This window comes from Calditrichia bacterium (assembly GCA_020634975.1).
In the GTDB taxonomy this organism is placed as follows: Bacteria; Calditrichota; Calditrichia; order RBG-13-44-9; family J075; genus JACKAQ01.
This window is the reverse complement of sequence record JACKAQ010000001.1, coordinates 1022561-1039046: the sequence shown is the minus strand read 5'-3', so window position 1 is coordinate 1039046 and position 16486 is coordinate 1022561. Positions and strand designations below refer to the sequence as shown.

Genomic DNA, 16486 nt, shown 5'->3' with positions numbered 1-16486 from the left:
CCAAAACCTGACTGCCCGATGGAACATAAAAAAACACCGTTTTTGCTGTATTTTATTGACAGTAAGTTGTTGATAGATAGCTACTTATAAAAAGTTACCCGGAGGGCTAAAAACAATTTGCAAATAAATCTCGCTCATCGCGGAAAAAGCTGATTCAACGATCCTTTGAAGAAATCAAATTTCTAAAGTCACGCAAAATTTGCATGGCAGATTGCAGTATTTGCAGGGTTGGAGGATTGCGGAACATTTGCATTCGCGAAAGCCGAGCCAGTTTTGCGATCAACACATGCAGATATTTGCACATAATTTCGCAGTTTAACTTTTCTTTATTCGCACCATCGCTTATCTTTGGTGATTATCAGTAAAAAAACAGACAGAGACCAAATGGAGGCACTGCGACCATGTATCGCAACATTAAATTATTTTTAACAGCAATCCTTTTCACAATGTTAACATTGCCAATGCTGGCGCAAGATGCACCGGACGCGCCTGATGCCGGCGAAGCGCAATTTCTCACCAATGTTCGCCAATTGATTATTGATGGCAAACGTTCCGGCGAAGGCTATTTTTCGCCAGACGGCCAATACATGGTTTTCCAAAGCGAGCGTGAACCGGAAAATCCGTTTTTCCAGATTTACATGCTCGATTTCGAAAGCGGGGAAACCTGGCGGGTTTCGCCCGGCACCGGAAAAACCACCTGCGCGTTTATTCGCCCCGGCAAAAACGAAGTGCTGTTTGGCTCCACCCACATGGACCCGGATGCCGTTGCCAAACAGAAAGCGGAAATCGAAATGCGCGAAAGCGGCAAACAGCGCCGTTACAGTTGGGATTACGATGAGCACATGGACATTTTTGTGTCCGATATGAAAGGCGGCAACATTCGCCAGCTCACCAAAGCCCGCGGTTACGATGCGGAAGCGTCGTATTCCCCGGACGGCAAAAAAATCGTGTTTTCGTCGATGCGCAGCGCATTCGAAAACAAAAAAATGAGCGCCGAAGACCAGAAACGGATGGAAATTGATCCGGCATATTTCGGCGAAATTTACATTATGGACGCAGACGGCTCCAACCAGAAACGTCTCACCAACACGCCCGGATACGACGGCGGGCCGTTTTTTAGCCCTGATGGCCAGCGGATTATCTGGCGTCGGTTTGATGACGAAGGCATGATTGCCGATGTGTACACCATGAAAATTGACGGCTCCGACCTGCAGAAACTCACCAGTTTCGAGTCGATGAGTTGGGCACCGTATTTCCACCCAACCGGCGAATACGTTATTTTTACCACCAACAAATTGGGATTCGCGAATTTCGAATTATACATCGTAGATGCCGCCGGTAAAAAGCAACCGGTTCGGGTGAGCTTCACCGACGGATTCGACGGATTGCCGGTATTCACACCGGACGGACAAAATCTGGTGTGGACTGCTGCCCGCACGGCGGATGGCAAATCGCAGTTGTTCATGGGCAAATGGAATCACGAAGCTGCGCTGGCTGCATTGAAAGCCGCGCCGGAACGCATGGAAAAAACCGCCGGAAACTTCAGCGGCGAAATGAAAAAATTTGCGCTCGATCATGTGAAACGCGTGGATGAATCGGGCATGGCGAAAGACACACCGGTAGATTTCGCGGTTTCGCCGACCAGCTTTTCCCCGGAAATTTCCGAAGCGGATTTAAAGGGATTGGTGGGCTACCTCGCCGCCGATCAACTGGAAGGGCGCATGACCGGCTCCTCCGGCAGCAAAAAAGCTGCGGAATTTTCCGCCGCCTATTTTAAAGGATTGGGATTGAAACCTGCCGGTGAAAACGGCACGTTTTTTCAGGAATTTCCGTTCACTTCCGGCGTTAAAGCGCTGCCCGCCGAAAACAGCCTGAAAGTAACCGCAGGTGCCAAATCCACAGATTTTGCGCTGGACAGCGATTTTCGTCCGCTCGGATTTACTGCCAACGATGCCGCAGAAGGCGATGTGGTTTTTGCAGGTTACGGTCTGCGCATTCCCGGCGAACCCGGCAAAGGCTACGATTCCTACGCCGGATTGGATGTGAAAGATAAAATTGTGCTGGTGCTCCGTTACACCCCGGAAGACGTGAGCATGGAACGCCGCCAGGAACTGAATCGCTACGCCGGATTGCGCTACAAAGCGCTGTTGGCGCGGGAAAACGGCGCCAAAGGTTTGCTGGTCGTTACCGGACCGAACTCGCCGAATGCCGGTGAACTGGTGCCGCTCAGCTTCGACCAGAGTTTGGGGAACTCCGGATTGCCGGTTGCATCGATCAATCTGGACGTAGCCAACGCGCTGTTTGCCGCTGCCGGAAAAGATTTGAAAACCGTGCAAACCGAACTCGATCGCGAGAATTTCCATTTCGAAGGCTCGTTTGCGATGAGCGGCGCAGCCGTATCGATGAAAACCGGTGTGGAGCGCCAGATTTCCAACGATAACAACGTATTTGCGATGCTGCCGCCTGCTGGCGATGCCAAAGCTGCGGAATACGTGTTGGTTGGCGCCCATTACGATCACCTCGGTTACGGTGACAACAACTCGCTGGCCAAAAATGAAGAACGCGGACAAATCCACAACGGCGCAGACGACAACGCATCCGGAACGGCGCTCGTTCTGGAAGTTGCGGCAGCGCTCGCCAAACAGCGGGCGGAAAATCCTGAAAATTTCAAACGCGGGATTATTTTCGCGCTGTGGAGCGGCGAGGAACTGGGCATCGTCGGATCGTCTTATTTTGCCGAAAACCCGACAGTGCCGATGGAAAATATTGTCGGTTACCTCAATTTTGATATGGTCGGTCGCCTGCGCGAAAACACGCTGTATCTGCAGGGCATCGGCTCTTCGGATGTGTGGAAAAAGCTGTTGGAACGCCGCAACGTGATGGCCGGTTTCAACCTCTCGCTCAGCGATGATCCCTATCAGCCAACCGATGTTACCGCAATTTATCCCAAAGGCGTTCCGGTGCTCGGATTTTTCACCGGCGCACACGCCGAATATCACCGTCCGGTGGATGACACCGAAACGCTGAATTACGACGGATTGAAACGGATCACCGGATTTGCCAAAAATATCGCATATGATATGGTGAAAGAAGAAGCGCGTCCGGCGTATGTAAAAGTAGAGCGCAAAGTGGAAGAACGCGGTGATCGCGCATCGCTGCGGGCGTATCTCGGCACGGTGCCGGATTATGTTGCGGATATCGAAGGCGTTAAACTTTCCGACGTAAAAGCGGGCGGTCCGGCGGATAAAGCCGGTGTTCGCGGTGGCGATATCATCGTTGGTCTGGCGGGTCAGAACATCACCAATATTTACGATTACACTTACGCGCTGGATGCCATCAAAGTGGGTCAGGCTACCGAAATCATCGTCATGCGCGGCAGCGAAAAACTGACGATGACCATTGTTCCCGAATCACGGCAATAGGTTGCTGTTGGCTTTTAGCTTTTAGCTGTTAAGGCCTATTCTTGCTGATACATCGATTGGATAATGTGGCAGGAGACTCTTGCGAATGCAGGAATCTCCCCCGATAAAATGCACTGGATTTGGTTCTTTCTATCCAGTCTGTAATTTGCATCGTTAGCATTTGACAAATAGCCTTGGTGAAACATGAGGGATTTCAAAAATTTAAAAGTTTGGGAGAAAGCGCATGCGCTGACACTAAAAATTTATGAAATCTCGAAACATTTTCCCGATGCCGAAAAATTTGGATTGGTTTCACAGCTTCGCAGAGCCGCAGCATCAATCTCGACAAATATTGCCGAAGGCTGTGGCAGGGATACCGATCGGGATTTTGCGAGATTTATGATCATTGCCGCCGGTTCAACCAGCGAAGTTGAATACCAAATTCTATTGTCGAAAGACTTGGGATATATTAATGTTGAGCAGTACAAAATATTAGATGACGAAATTAATGAAATTAAGCGTATGCTGAATAGTTTTATCAGAAAACTGACAGCTAATCGCTAACAGCTAATCGCTAACAGCAAAAAATTGGAATTGAATGCATAAATTGCATATCCTCAATAAATTGATACTGATTCTGGGCGTCACCGTTTGCCAATTCGGCAGGGCTGACGCCCAAACTATTTACACCAGCAGTTGGGGTAAAGATGCCCCGCTTACCATCGGCGGGCTATCTGCGCTGGGTGTCGGGTTTTATCTGGAAAGCAAGATCGAGCCGCTGAAACCGGCAGAAATTGCCAAACTCAATCGCGCCGAAGTCAATTCGCTGGATCGATTCGCGACACATCAATGGTCGCCGAAAGCCGCAAAAGCCAGCGACTGGATTCGTAACGCAAATCTGCTGGCGCCGTTTCTGCTGCTCTCATCCGAACGGGTTCAAAACAACGCCGGACGATTTATGCTGATGTATCTGGAAACGCTTGCTTTGTCCAATGGCGCGTCGTTGGTCATCAAAAGCCTGGTAAAACGCAAACGACCGTTTGTTTACAACGAAAATGTGCCGATGGAAGAAAAGCTGAAAATTTACGCCCGGAAATCATTTTACTCCGGACATGCAACAATGGGGTTTGTTTCCGCCACATTTTTTGCGCGAACGTATCAGGATTTTTTCCCGGATTCCGATTGGCGGGCTGCCGTTTGGGGCATTTCGATGGGCTCTGCCGGTGCGGTTGCACTGTTACGGGTTTTTGCCGGAAAACATTATTTTTCAGATGTGATCGCCGGTGGTGTGGTCGGTGCGTTAATCGGCTACGGCATCCCGGAAATTCACGAGCGTAAATTCAACAAAACCAACGATGATTCGGCTTTTGTGTTGAGCTTTCAGATTCCGTTATGATGCCAGCCACGGCAATTTGTCCAGATCCACATTCCCACCCGATAAAATGATGCCGATCCGTTTTCCTGCCGCATCAACTTTCTTTTCCAAAACCGCTGCAAACGGCACCGCACACGACGGTTCGATGATAATTTTCATGCGTTCCCAAATCAGGCGCATCGCCCGGATGATGGTTTCATCTTCCACGGTAACGACTGACGAAACGTATTGGCGAATCACCGGGAAGGTGCGGTGACCCAGCGATGTGAGCAATCCGTCCGCAATCGTGTTCGGCTTCACGGATGGGTAAATTTGCCCATCACGGAATGAGCGGAACGCATCATCCGCACCGGCGGGTTCGGTGGCTATTACTTTGGTTGACGGTGAAAAATACGCCGCAGAAAGCGCCGTTCCGCTGAGCAAGCCGCCACCGCCAACGGGCGATAAAATGATATCCAGATTTTCCACTTCGTCGAGCAGCTCCTTCGCGCAGGTTGCCTGTCCGGTGATCACCCGGTAATCGTTGTAAGGATGCACAAATTCCGCACCTGTTTTCTCCACAATCATTTCCAGCGTCGATTCACGGGCTTGCTGGTTCGGCTCGCAAAAGGTGATTTCTGCGCCGTATCCGCGCACAGCGGCAACCTTCACTTTTGGCGCGGTTTTGGGCATTACAATGTATGCGGGGATGCCGCGCATTTTTGCCGCCAGCGCCAGCGCCTGCGCATGATTGCCCGATGAATGCGTTGCCACACCGCGCTGCGCCACTTCATCCGGCAGCGACATTACCGTAAAACACGCGCCGCGAAATTTGAACGCTCCCACTTTCTGGAAATTTTCGCATTTGAAAAACAGGCTGGCGCCGGTCAGATCGTCCAGTGTTTTGCAGGTGAGTACGGGTGTGCGGTGGGCGTGCGGCGCAATTTGTGTCGCAGCATCGAGAATTTCCTGTGCAGTGGGGAAGGCTTCGGGCATATTTGTGTTCCTTTTTTTGGAAATGAAATTACAGTTGCCCGTTCAATTTCGCAACGAAATTCCCAATACATAAACAGAACATTGCGAATGAATAACAACCGCAAAACAATGTTGGGGATTTCCTGAAACCATTTTGGCGGGAAAATTCAGTCGTTTCGCCATCGTCCGACAAACGGACCGCAGCGCGCCGTTTCGTATGTTTCCACCAACACAGGCGACCTCAATTACGCTGACCTCTCGACGCCGGTTCTGTTCTGGAACCGGCGTTTTTTTTTGCCTGTTTCACTGTTTCGTAAAATTTTCGCGATGAAAACTATTGCCTAAGTAGAATAAGTCATTAAAATTGCGTAAAAACAGAATCCGGCGTAAGTGTATTTCAACAGCGATTTTGTCAAAGCGTCATTCTCATCTGTTTGTAGCTGCGGATGATAGATAAAATAAACCGGCACCAAAAACGCCGATATTTTCAATAAATGTTGATATGTTTTTTTCATTTTCCACCTACTTTCGACGGGTTTCTTTTTTCAACCCATAAAATTCCAAGATTAACACCAGACAAAATGCCAAACCCGAATAAGGCAAATTTGTCGATCAGGCGCATGCTATCCGGATTCAGAAAAACGGTAAAAAAGGCTAAAGCGGCAAACGCCAGCGCCAATGCCAGTCGGTTAATTGTTGATTTCATGACAACCTCGATTTATTCAAGATAAGTTTTGCGTTTTGTGAACGCTGTTATCGACAAAAATAGAAAAATTACACCCAGAAAAAACGCCATTACCCGTAACATCTCGCTGGTTGGCGATTGCCAGATGGCGGCAAATGTTAGCGGAATGCCCATCAGGAAAACCAGCAGCATCAGCACCAGTGCCAGCAGGTCGAACTCCGCTGCTTTGCCGCGCCCCATCGCCGAAATAAACGAATCGTGTTGGATGAGATATAACGCGAAACCCATAAAAATGACCCCGATAAACATCAGCAAATCCAGCGAATCATGCTGCCAGACATTCCCGGAAATGGCTGCGAAAAGATAAATCAGCCAATAGATGCCGCAGAAAAACACCGTTGGCAAAACGATGAGCAGCAATCGCGCAACGGCAATTCGCTTCAGCGACAGCGGCAACAAAACATCTTTGCGATCGCGCTTTTCGATGCTGCGATAAATCATAAAATGCATAATTACGGTCACGGTCAGCGGCACAAAAAAGATGATCCCGGGATTTTCCAGCAGTTTGGCGCGGGCAAAAAGAATCGCGAAAAAACAGATAAACGCAGTTGTGAACATCAGGCTAAGGGCGTTGTAACGCAGCTCTGCTTTGAAAATTTGCCACATATCAACCTCCTATTCCAAAAATGATTTTCGGCGTTGATACGAAAAAATGGTCACTCCCGCCACCGCGAAACAGAACGCCGCGAATTTGATGATCCCGATATTCCCCGCAAACGGATTGCTGCCAATGATGAAATACATCACGCTATCGATGATTTCATACGGAATTAATCCTGCTTTCACCTGAACAAATGCGAGAATGCCCAACAAATTCAGTCCCAAAAGGAACAACATTAATCCCACAAATACATTGTTTTTTGAGATCCCACGGTTGCGCAAAAACACCATCAGATGATCGCGTATGAGGAAATAAATGGCAAATCCGCCGAATATGACGCTCAGACCTTTCAGTTGCAGCGAGAGATGTGCCGGCATTCCGGCATCAAATATTTTTATGAAGATCAGCAACACTGTTACATAAACAATTGCCAAAATGAAAATCATCAGCAATCGCAGGGTTGCAATTTGCACCGGCGAAACCGGCAGCAACGCATGAATTCGCTCGCGATGCTCTTTGTTGCGATAAGCGATCCAGTTTTGTAACATCAGAAAAATCAACAGGAAAGCCCAAAAGTTTGCCGGCAAATGTTCCAGCGACCGGACCGTCAGTATTCCGGCGATTATTGGCGTTGTGATAAAAAATCCAAAAAACAGGCGTTTATGATACGCCATTTCCGTTTTGAGCAGTAACCACATGTTTATCTCCTTTGAGGATTTCTACGGAAATTTCATCGATGCTCATGCGATTTTCGTAGATGTTTTCCGCGCCCAATTCCCGCAACTGGCGCAGCGTGATTTCGTGATCCGCACTGATCACCTGATGTTCCGCACCCTCATTTTTGTGTGACACCACGCCGCTAATCACCTGCTGATGTTGCGGCAACCGGAAAGAAATGCGCCGCCAGTGATCGGTGAGCAATTCTTTCGCTGTTCGCAGTTTGATGCTGCCGTTGTCCAGAAATGCCAGTTCATCCGCCAGCCGTGCGATATCCGACAAAATGTGGGTGGAGTAAAAAATCGCCCGATCGCCATCCTCCAGAACTTCGAACAAAATATCGAGCACTTCGGTGCGCACAACCGGATCGAGTCCGGCGGTCGGCTCGTCGAGCAGCAACAATTTGGGACGATGCGCCAATGCGCTCACCAACGCCAGTTTCACCCGGTTTCCGGTTGAAAGCGCCTTCGCTTTGCGATCCAGCGGCAGCTTAAACCGCTGCACCAGATTCATCATATATTCATCCGACCAGTTCGGGTAAAATTTGGAGAGAAACTTGAGATTTTTGGCGGCTGTCCAGTTTTCGTAAAACACGTGGACATCGCCGACATAGCCGATATCAAATTTCCAGTCCGGTTGGTTGGGATCGTTCCGGCGACCAAAAATTTCGATATCACCGGAATCCGGTTTCACCAATCCGGTCATGCAATGCATGGTGGTGGTTTTGCCGGAACCGTTTGGCCCGATGTAACCCAGCACCGTTCCGGGTTCGACAGATAACGATAGCGGTCCGAGCTGGAAATCCGGATATCGTTTGATGATGTTTCGGAGTTCGAAGGCAGAAGACATAATATCCTCCTTCATTGTGGTTATCGTTTGCAATATTGGCATTTTGCTGCATGAATTCCATGATTTTTGAAAGCTGCAAACCTGACAGTTGTCAAATTCGGAGCCATTGGTGTTGCTCAGGCACGGCTTGCGGCTTCTGTTGCGCATTCGCTGAGTATTGCTTCCAGCGTGTTGCGAATTTCATCGATGCTCAATCCTTCTGCAATTGCGGCGCTAAACGGCGCTTTCAGGTGTTCGATCAGTCGCTCGCGAGCCATCTCTTTTTTGGTATCTTTTTCAACGGTAGACACGAAAAACCCCTTTCCCCTTCGCGAATGAATGAGCCCCTGCCGGTCCAGATTTTCGTAAGCGCGCTGAACGGTTATCACGCTCACGCGATTCTCTTTTGCCAGGCTGCGGATTGATGGCAAATCCGCACCGGCGGGCAGATCGCCAGCCAAAATTTTTGCGCGAATCTGCCGGGAAATCTGGCTTTGCAACGGCTCATCGGATATATCGGTTAAATTGAGAATCATTTTTTGCCTCGTAAATACATTCCGGTTTCGAAATTCAAATCCGATTTTTTTACCAATTTTGCACCTGTTAATTGTGCTAACTGTATATACTCAATATATACAGTTAAGTTTCAAATTCTTACACTTTTTTTTTTTTTTTTTGATATGTTGTTGAATATATGATGCTTTCAGATAAAACCGGAGATGCCTGCATTCGCGGGAGTAAATGCTAAATGTTTGTTTTTATTGTCATTCCTGCGAATGCAGGAATCTCCCGGCTATGTTGGTTACCGTGTTTCAGATACTTCGACTTCGCTCAGCATGACAGCGGTCTGAGTAGCATCGAAGTTACCCAGAAATTTCATTTACCAAATACCCGGCTGCGCCGAAATCGAGAATTTTCCGGTGCAATTCAGCGAATTTTATTATATTGTTAACCCGGAAATGAAAAGAGAAAACGAGAAATGCCCAAAATAAAAGTATTACCGCCGCATATCGCCAACAAAATCGCCGCCGGAGAAGTGGTGGATCGCCCCGCCTCGGTGGTGAAGGAATTGGTGGAAAATTCGCTGGACGCCGGTGCGGACGAGGTGAGCATCATCATCAGCAAAGCCGGGAAAGAGCTGATTCAGGTGATCGACAACGGTGCCGGAATTTCGGAAGACGAAGTGGTGCTGGCATTCGAGCGGCACGCCACCAGCAAAATCACCGCCGCCAGCGATCTGGATGCGCTGCGAACACTCGGTTTTCGCGGCGAAGCGCTGCCGAGCATCGCATCGGTTTCCCGGGTGGAGGTGAAAACCTGCGAAACCGGTCAGCAGGTGGGCACGCGTGTGCTCATCAACGGCGGACAGGTGGAAACTGTTGAAAAAATTGCATTTAAGCCCGGAACAACTATCGCGATCAAAAATTTGTTTTTCAACACGCCGGCGCGCCGCAATTTTTTGCGCGCAGATGTCACCGAGTTCAACCACATTCTCAAAACCGTGAAACGCTTTTTTTTGAGCTATCCCGGCGTTCAGTTTTCGCTCGTGCACAACGGCGAAACGCTGTTCGAACTGCCGCGCGCGGTGATGGATGAGCGCATCAGCGATGTGTTCGGGAAAGAATTTTACGAATCGCTGGTGTTCGTTCGCGAGGAAATGGGCGACACGATTTTGGAAGGCTACGCCTGCCGCCCGGACAAAGCCCGGGGCACTACCGAAAATCAGTTTATTTTTCTGAATCGGCGCTCCATTATTAATCGCAGTTTGACGCACGCGATTTTTCAGGGATACGGCAATTTGATCGACCGGACGCGCTATCCGCAGTTCATTATGTTTCTGGAATTGCCGCCGCGACTGGTGGACGTGAATGTGCATCCCAACAAAATGGAGGTGCGTTTCGCCAACGAGCAGGCGATTTATCACCTGTTTTTGAACGCGGTTCGGCGCGGCATCCAGACCCGCGACGGCGCACCGCTGATTTCCATCAACACCGGTGAGCCGGTGGAACGCCGCCGGGAAATCCGTCAGCATTTCGAAAATTTGCCAAAAATGAATTTTTCGCCGCGCGAAAGCAAACCGGGCATCGGCAGGTTGCAGATCCAGCCGCAGAAACCGGAAGCATCGCAGATGCGCTTCGATTACCAGCCGCTGCCGCCCAAACCGCAGGAAATTACCGGCGGTAAATCGGATGATCTGATCGACGCGCCAACTGAACAATCCGGCGCGCCGCAAAAATTGTGGCAGGTGCACGGACGCTATATTTTTTCCCAAATCAAAAGCGGGTTGGTGATTATCGACCAAAATCTGGCGCACGAACGGGTGCTGTTTGAGCGAACGCTCGGCTATTTGTTGCAGGGTGAAAAAATGTCGTCGCAGCAGTTGCTGTTCCCGCAAACGCAGGAATTGAGTATCGAAGATTTTCTGATTTTTGAGGAAATCGGCGATTGGCTGCGCCAAATCGGGTTTGTGATCAACACGCTTTCCGGGCGAACGGTTGCGGTGGAAGCCATTCCCTCCGATGTGAAAGTGGGCAGCGAAACGCAAATATTGCTGGAAATAATCGATCACTTTCGCGAACACAAAGGTGAAAAAAAGTCACCGGCGGAGAAAATGGCAGCGGCTTTTGCGGCAAAAAATGCTATCAAATCCGGTGAAAAATTAACGCCGGAAGCGATGAGTGCGCTGGTGGATCAACTGTTTGCCACAAAAGAGCCGTATTTCGGTCCGCACGGTCGTCCGGTAATTGTGACACTGGAACTGGAAGAACTGGAGCGGCGGTTTAAAAAGTGAAATTTCAAATTTCCAATTTCAGAATGAAAAAATCGCTTAAAGCATTAACTTATTCCATTTTGGCGATTATCATCGGTATCAACCTCATCGCATTCAACCACGCTTACCGCTTTACCCACTTTTCCGACAGCCATTCCGAAAAAACCAAAAAGCCCGAAGAATTGAGCCTACCCGAAAAAATCGGCGTGCTGTTTTGGGGCGCCAGTGTCCCGAAACCGAAGAATAAAAAATCGCCGGAAGCGCCGTTCGAAACGATTTATTTTGAGGGCAACGGTCAATTGGAAGGCTGGCTGATCCCCGCAGAAAATGACAACGGCGTTGTGATTTTGTTTCACGGATATGCCAGTTCAAAATCAAGTTTGCTGCCGTATGCTGCCGAATTTAATAAGTTAGGGTATTCTGCTTTTTTGGTGGATTTGTCGGGAAACGGCGGTTCCGCCGGACAAACAACCACCCTCGGTTTCCGGGAAAGTCGCGATGTGGCGGCGGCTTTTGCGCTGATGAAAAACCGATTTCCGGAGGATAAACTGGTGTTGTTCGGCGTTTCGATGGGCGCGGTATCCATCATGAAAGCGGTCGCGGATTTCGATATTTCACCGGACCAGATTATCATCGAAAGCCCGTTCGGGAGCATGCGCGATGCGGTGTATCAGCGATTTTCAGCGATGAACGTTCCCGCATTTCCGTTCGCGGATTTGCTGCTGTTTTACGGCGGATTACAAAGCGGCTTCAATGCCTTTGCCCATCGCCCGGTTGAATACGCCCGATCGATATCGACGAAAACGCTGCTATCGCATGGCGCAAAAGACCGGCGTGTTTCCCGTGCCGAAATCGATGAAATATTCGAAAATCTGGCGGGTGAAAAGCAACTGGCGGTTTTCGAAAATTCCGGTCATGAGGTTTTTTTGAAAAAGGATAGCACGGCGTGGGTGGCTGTTGTTTCCAGTTTTTTGGCGGGATTGTCGAAAAAGACACCGTTGAAAAACTGACCAAAATTATCGATGAATTAGTTCCAAAATTAAACAGCTTTATCAAAAGCACTACTTGAAAATGAACGCTTCCAAATTTCAAATTTCAAATTTCAAGTTTCCGGAAAACACCGTTTTGGTGATTTGCGGGCCAACCGGCATCGGGAAAACCGCATTGTCACTGGCGGTGGCGGATGCGGTTCCGGCGGAAATTGTGTCGGCGGATTCCCGGCAGATTTACAAATATATGGATATCGGCACGGCAAAGCCGACCGCAGCGGAACAGGCTGTTGCACCGCATCATTTTATCGATATTCTGGAACCGGATGTGGATTACAGCGCCGGCGAATACAGCCGAGATGCCCGGGAAACTGTCGCGGAAATTTTTGATCGTGGCAAATTGCCGGTGGTCGCCGGTGGCTCCGGATTATATATTCGCGCGCTGCTGGACGGCTTTTTCAATCTCGATGCCAAAGATGAGCAGCTTCGCGAGAAACTCAATAAACGACTGGCGAACGAGGGCATCGAAAAATTGTTTGCCGAATTTGCAACCATCGACCCGGAACTGGCATCCAAAACTCATCCGAACAGTATAAAACGGGTGTTGCGCGCGCTGGAAGTGTATCATATCACCGGGAAACCGATGAGCCAGATTCAGCAGGAAAATCGCGATCCCGCGCCGTTCGGCTGGATCAAAATCGCCCTGACGATGGAGCGAAAATCGTTGTATGCCCGCATCAATCAACGGGTGGAAGAAATGTTCGATCTCGGGTTGGTCGACGAAGTTCGCAGCCTGCTCGATCGCGGATTTTCAGCGAACCTAAACGCAATGAATTCAGTCGGTTACAAAGAGGTCGTCGCATATCTGAACGGCGAAATAGATTTGTTCACCTGCAAGGAATTGGTGAAACAAAATTCCCGGCGATACGCCAAACGCCAGTTCACCTGGTTTCGCGGCGAAAGCGATGTGCACTGGCTGGAAATTTCCCCGGAAATGGGCAAAGCCGATGCCCGCGATGGGCTTTTTAAAAAGTTGTTGCGAATCGCTTAAAAGATGCGTAAAAATCGGGCTGATAACGCCGGATAACAATGTGAAATCACGATTTGACAAACTGTTGAAAATCCCATGTTAAAAAAAGTCACCTTTATTATTAATCCCATTTTTGGCATCAACCGCAGCCCGGCGAAAATTGTTCACTGGATTGACGATATCTGGAAAAACAGCGGTGTCGAATACGAAGTGCTCAAAACCGGACACCGCAGCCACGGCATTGAGTTGGCGCGAAATGCCGCCAAATCCGGTTCTGATATGGTTGTGGCGGTCGGCGGTGATGGCACGATCAACGAAATCGGGCAGGGATTGATCGGCAGCCAAACGGCGCTCGGCGTCATTCCTGCGGGTTCCGGCAACGGATTTGCCCGGAATATGGACATTCCGCTGAAACAAAAACTGGCCATCGAGGCATTGCTGAAACCGCAATTTCACAAAATTGATGTCGGAAAAATTAACAAGGACTACTTTTTCAACGTTGCCGGCGCCGGACTCGACGCGGTGATCAGCGATATGTTTGACGGCGTAAAAATGCGCGGACCCGTGCCGTATTTCGTGATCGGTGTTCGGGAATTTTTCCGGTATCATCCGCAAAATGTGATTATCCAACTGCCCGATCGCAAGCTGGAGCGCGCGCCGCTGCTGCTCAGTTTTGCCAATTTGCCGCAATTTGGCATTGGCGCAACCATCGCACCGAACGCCAAACCGGATGACGGGCTGATCGACGTGTGCGTACTCAATCCCGTCAAAGTCGGGAAAGCCCTGCGAAACCTCCCCAAATTGTTTTCCGGGCACATCGACCAACTGCCGGAAATGGAAATTTATCAGGCATCCAAAGTAATTATTTATCGCAAAAATCCCCAACCTATCCACACCGACGGCGACCCGCATCCGAGCGATGCGCTGATCACCGTGGAAGTGCTGCCGGGCGCTGTCCGTCTGGCGCTCCCTCAATAAAATCCTTGATTTGGTATACATATTTTCACTATATTGTTTGGTCAAAAATAGTGAGAAAATATGATTGCCAAAGCACCCGCCAAAGGTCGCGGCGCGGGCGAAAATCCCGCCGGACGATTTGAAAAATTGCAATACGAGCCGGATCTCAGCGCACTTGCGCCGGATGACGAGCTGCCACCGCTGAAAACCCAATATTTCAACGATACTTCCAAAACAATTATCGCATACAACGACAGCCCGGATATTCCGTTTGACGCGGGCATCAATCCCTATCGCGGCTGCGAACACGGCTGCGTGTATTGTTTTGCGCGACCGAGTCATGAGTTTTTGGGATTTTCCGCCGGACTCGATTTCGAATCAAAAATTTTTGTAAAAATGGACGCCGCACGATTGCTGCGAAAGGAATTGGCTGCACCGAAATGGCAAGCGCAAACCATCGCCCTCAGCGGAAATACCGATCCGTATCAACCGGCGGAGCGGCATTTTCAAATTACCCGGCAATGTTTGGCAGTGTTGGCGGAATTTCGCAATCCTGTTGCGTTGATCAGCAAAAATCACCTGATTACGCGGGATATCGATTTGCTCACTGAGTTGGCGAGCTTCCGCGCGGCTGCGGTTGCCGTTTCCATCACCACGCTGGACAATTCGCTGGCGCGAAAAATGGAGCCGAGAGCATCGCTGCCGAAACGCCGATTGGCGGCAATTTCCGAATTGGCGAAAGCGGACATTCCGGTGGGCGTGATGGTTGCGCCGATCATTCCGGGGCTGAACGATCACGAAATTCCGGCGATTTTGACCGCCGCAGTTGACGCAGGCGCGTCATTTTCCGGATACATCATTTTGCGATTGCCATACGGATTGAAGGATATTTTCAGCGACTGGCTGGAACGGCACTTCCCGGATCGCCGGGAAAAAGTGCTCAACCGCCTGCGCAACATGCGCGACGGCAAATTGAACAGTCCGCAATTTCACCAACGCATGCGCGGCGATGGCCCGTTTGCGGATCAGGTGCGCAGCATGTTTCAGCTCACATCCCAAAAACTGGGGCTTGGCGATCAGCGCCAACGGCACCAATTGTCCACCGCCCATTTTCGCCACCCGAACGGCACACAGTTGAGTTTATTTTGAGAATGTAGGATTTAAAAAAAGCAATGGGATTTACCGGTAGTGGTATTGCTGATCGGCAGATTTGAGGCTGTCAAAAATATTGCAGTAATTATCGTATCGCTCCGCAAAAATATCACCGCTTTCGACAGCGGCTTTAACGGCGCAGCCGGGTTCGTGGATGTGGGTGCAGTCCGCGAACTGGCAATTGTGGCGAACTTCAGCAAAATCAACAAAATAGCCGGATAAATCTTTTTTGTAGATATCCCATAATCCCAACTCGCGAACACCGGGTGTGTCCATCACAAACCCACCGATTTCCAACGGAAACAATTGCGAATGCGTTGTTGTGTGCAGCCCTTTGCTGGTGCGCTCGCTGATCGATGCGGTGCGAATATCCAGCTCCGGCTGAATTGCCTGAATGATCGAACTTTTGCCAACGCCGGAATGCCCGACCAACGCACTCACCCGGTTTTTCAACAATTTTGTGAGCGAATCGATTCCTTCGCCGGTTTGGGCAGAAGTGAACATCAGCGGGTAATTCAATTTTTTACTGTAATAATGTTGATATGCCAGAAAATCTTCCGGTTCGGAGAGATCCATTTTGTTGATGCAAATAATTGGCGGGATATGGTACTTTTCGGAAATAACCAGATAGCGGTCGAGCAAACCGGATTTGAAGGCCGGTTTTTTTGTGGATAAAATAATCAGCAGTTGATCGATATTGACAGCAAAGATGTGCTTTTGATACTGTCGGCTTTCGATATTCCGTTCGATTTGCGAGGTTCGCGGCAAAACAGATTCGATCACGCCTTCGCCATCGGAAATACGGTGCAATGTGACGTTATCGCCGACACGAACGGAGCGGTAATCGGGGTTCTCCACGGACAATTTTCCGCGAATGGTGCATTGCAAAACAGTGTGATCCACCATAACTTCATACGTTGCCCGCGTTGCCCTGAGCACTTTACCGGTAACGATTTTGCTCATTTGC

The 16486-nt window shown here is 49.5% G+C and carries 16 protein-coding genes; 8 read left to right on the top strand and 8 right to left on the bottom strand.

Going from position 1 to position 16486, the window contains the following annotated elements:
• Positions 1–461: 461 nt before the first annotated feature.
• From H6629_03995 to H6629_03985, 3 genes are all read left to right on the top strand, one after another.
• On the top strand, positions 462–3422 hold the full coding sequence (locus H6629_03995) for a M28 family peptidase (protein MCB9066955.1): 2961 nt from the start codon (positions 462–464) through the stop codon (positions 3420–3422).
• A gap of 183 nt (positions 3423–3605) precedes the next feature.
• On the top strand, positions 3606–3965 hold the full coding sequence (locus tag H6629_03990; GenBank protein ID MCB9066954.1) for a four helix bundle protein: 360 nt from the start codon (positions 3606–3608) through the stop codon (positions 3963–3965).
• A 34-nt stretch (positions 3966–3999) separates the two neighbouring features.
• Positions 4000–4797 (top strand): phosphatase PAP2 family protein, encoded by a 798-nt coding sequence (locus H6629_03985; protein MCB9066953.1) that lies wholly within the window; start codon positions 4000–4002, stop codon positions 4795–4797.
• Here the strand turns inward: H6629_03985 and H6629_03980 are convergent.
• The 7 genes from H6629_03980 to H6629_03950 form a co-directional block, all read right to left on the bottom strand.
• The gene (locus tag H6629_03980; protein MCB9066952.1) at positions 4792–5751 is read right to left on the bottom strand and encodes a pyridoxal-phosphate dependent enzyme; all 960 of its coding nucleotides are present in this window, start codon (positions 5749–5751) and stop codon (positions 4792–4794) included. The genes H6629_03985 and H6629_03980 overlap by 6 nt on opposite strands.
• 320 nt (positions 5752–6071) lie before the next feature.
• Positions 6072–6245, bottom strand: a complete 174-nt coding sequence (locus H6629_03975) for a hypothetical protein (GenBank protein MCB9066951.1) — start codon at positions 6243–6245, stop codon at positions 6072–6074.
• Positions 6242–6436: a hypothetical protein gene (locus tag H6629_03970; protein ID MCB9066950.1), complete on the bottom strand. Its 195-nt coding sequence runs from the start codon at positions 6434–6436 to the stop codon at positions 6242–6244. Before H6629_03970 ends, H6629_03975 begins: the two co-directional genes overlap by 4 nt.
• A 12-nt stretch (positions 6437–6448) precedes the next feature.
• On the bottom strand, positions 6449–7081 hold the full coding sequence (locus H6629_03965) for a hypothetical protein (protein MCB9066949.1): 633 nt from the start codon (positions 7079–7081) through the stop codon (positions 6449–6451).
• A gap of 9 nt (positions 7082–7090) precedes the next feature.
• Positions 7091–7774, bottom strand: coding sequence for a hypothetical protein (locus tag H6629_03960; protein MCB9066948.1), 684 nt, complete (start codon positions 7772–7774; stop codon positions 7091–7093).
• Positions 7737–8642, bottom strand: coding sequence for an ABC transporter ATP-binding protein (locus H6629_03955; GenBank protein ID MCB9066947.1), 906 nt, complete (start codon positions 8640–8642; stop codon positions 7737–7739). Before H6629_03955 ends, H6629_03960 begins: the two co-directional genes overlap by 38 nt.
• Before the next feature lie 116 nt (positions 8643–8758).
• Positions 8759–9157, bottom strand: coding sequence for a GntR family transcriptional regulator (locus H6629_03950; protein MCB9066946.1), 399 nt, complete (start codon positions 9155–9157; stop codon positions 8759–8761).
• Between the two features lie 443 nt (positions 9158–9600).
• Here H6629_03950 and mutL point away from each other — a divergent pair, with 443 nt between their 5' ends.
• The 5 genes from mutL (at position 9601) to H6629_03925 (ending at position 15516) form a co-directional block, all read left to right on the top strand.
• The gene (gene mutL / locus H6629_03945) at positions 9601–11412 is read left to right on the top strand and encodes a DNA mismatch repair endonuclease MutL (GenBank protein ID MCB9066945.1); all 1812 of its coding nucleotides are present in this window, start codon (positions 9601–9603) and stop codon (positions 11410–11412) included.
• 23 nt (positions 11413–11435) lie between these two features.
• Positions 11436–12401: an alpha/beta fold hydrolase gene (locus H6629_03940; GenBank protein MCB9066944.1), complete on the top strand. Its 966-nt coding sequence runs from the start codon at positions 11436–11438 to the stop codon at positions 12399–12401.
• Between the two features lie 61 nt (positions 12402–12462).
• Positions 12463–13431, top strand: a complete 969-nt coding sequence (miaA, locus tag H6629_03935) for a tRNA (adenosine(37)-N6)-dimethylallyltransferase MiaA (protein MCB9066943.1) — start codon at positions 12463–12465, stop codon at positions 13429–13431.
• A 75-nt stretch (positions 13432–13506) separates the two neighbouring features.
• Positions 13507–14388 (top strand): diacylglycerol kinase family lipid kinase, encoded by an 882-nt coding sequence (locus H6629_03930; protein MCB9066942.1) that lies wholly within the window; start codon positions 13507–13509, stop codon positions 14386–14388.
• 60 nt (positions 14389–14448) lie between these two features.
• Positions 14449–15516, top strand: coding sequence for a PA0069 family radical SAM protein (locus H6629_03925; protein ID MCB9066941.1), 1068 nt, complete (start codon positions 14449–14451; stop codon positions 15514–15516).
• Between the two features lie 30 nt (positions 15517–15546).
• On the opposite strand, the gene rsgA is transcribed toward H6629_03925, so the two are convergent.
• Complete coding sequence (gene rsgA / locus H6629_03920) at positions 15547–16482, bottom strand: ribosome small subunit-dependent GTPase A (protein ID MCB9066940.1); 936 nt, start codon at positions 16480–16482, stop codon at positions 15547–15549.
• Positions 16483–16486: the final 4 nt, after the last annotated feature.

Excerpts from the sequence above, each read along its gene's own strand:
- H6629_03995 (MCB9066955.1), top strand. The coding sequence starts at position 462 with ATGCTGGCGCAAGATGCACCGGACGCGCCTGATGCCGGCGAAGCGCAA.
- H6629_03990 (MCB9066954.1), top strand. The coding sequence starts at position 3,606 with ATGAGGGATTTCAAAAATTTAAAAGTTTGGGAGAAAGCGCATGCGCTG.
- H6629_03985 (MCB9066953.1), top strand. The coding sequence starts at position 4,000 with ATGCATAAATTGCATATCCTCAATAAATTGATACTGATTCTGGGCGTC.
- H6629_03980 (MCB9066952.1), bottom strand. The coding sequence starts at position 5,751 with ATGCCCGAAGCCTTCCCCACTGCACAGGAAATTCTCGATGCTGCGACA.
- H6629_03975 (MCB9066951.1), bottom strand. The coding sequence starts at position 6,245 with ATGAAAAAAACATATCAACATTTATTGAAAATATCGGCGTTTTTGGTG.
- H6629_03970 (MCB9066950.1), bottom strand. The coding sequence starts at position 6,436 with ATGAAATCAACAATTAACCGACTGGCATTGGCGCTGGCGTTTGCCGCT.
- H6629_03965 (MCB9066949.1), bottom strand. The coding sequence starts at position 7,081 with ATGTGGCAAATTTTCAAAGCAGAGCTGCGTTACAACGCCCTTAGCCTG.
- H6629_03960 (MCB9066948.1), bottom strand. The coding sequence starts at position 7,774 with ATGTGGTTACTGCTCAAAACGGAAATGGCGTATCATAAACGCCTGTTT.
- H6629_03955 (MCB9066947.1), bottom strand. The coding sequence starts at position 8,642 with ATGTCTTCTGCCTTCGAACTCCGAAACATCATCAAACGATATCCGGAT.
- H6629_03950 (MCB9066946.1), bottom strand. The coding sequence starts at position 9,157 with ATGATTCTCAATTTAACCGATATATCCGATGAGCCGTTGCAAAGCCAG.
- mutL (MCB9066945.1), top strand. The coding sequence starts at position 9,601 with ATGCCCAAAATAAAAGTATTACCGCCGCATATCGCCAACAAAATCGCC.
- H6629_03940 (MCB9066944.1), top strand. The coding sequence starts at position 11,436 with ATGAAAAAATCGCTTAAAGCATTAACTTATTCCATTTTGGCGATTATC.
- miaA (MCB9066943.1), top strand. The coding sequence starts at position 12,463 with ATGAACGCTTCCAAATTTCAAATTTCAAATTTCAAGTTTCCGGAAAAC.
- H6629_03930 (MCB9066942.1), top strand. The coding sequence starts at position 13,507 with ATGTTAAAAAAAGTCACCTTTATTATTAATCCCATTTTTGGCATCAAC.
- H6629_03925 (MCB9066941.1), top strand. The coding sequence starts at position 14,449 with ATGATTGCCAAAGCACCCGCCAAAGGTCGCGGCGCGGGCGAAAATCCC.
- rsgA (MCB9066940.1), bottom strand. The coding sequence starts at position 16,482 with ATGAGCAAAATCGTTACCGGTAAAGTGCTCAGGGCAACGCGGGCAACG.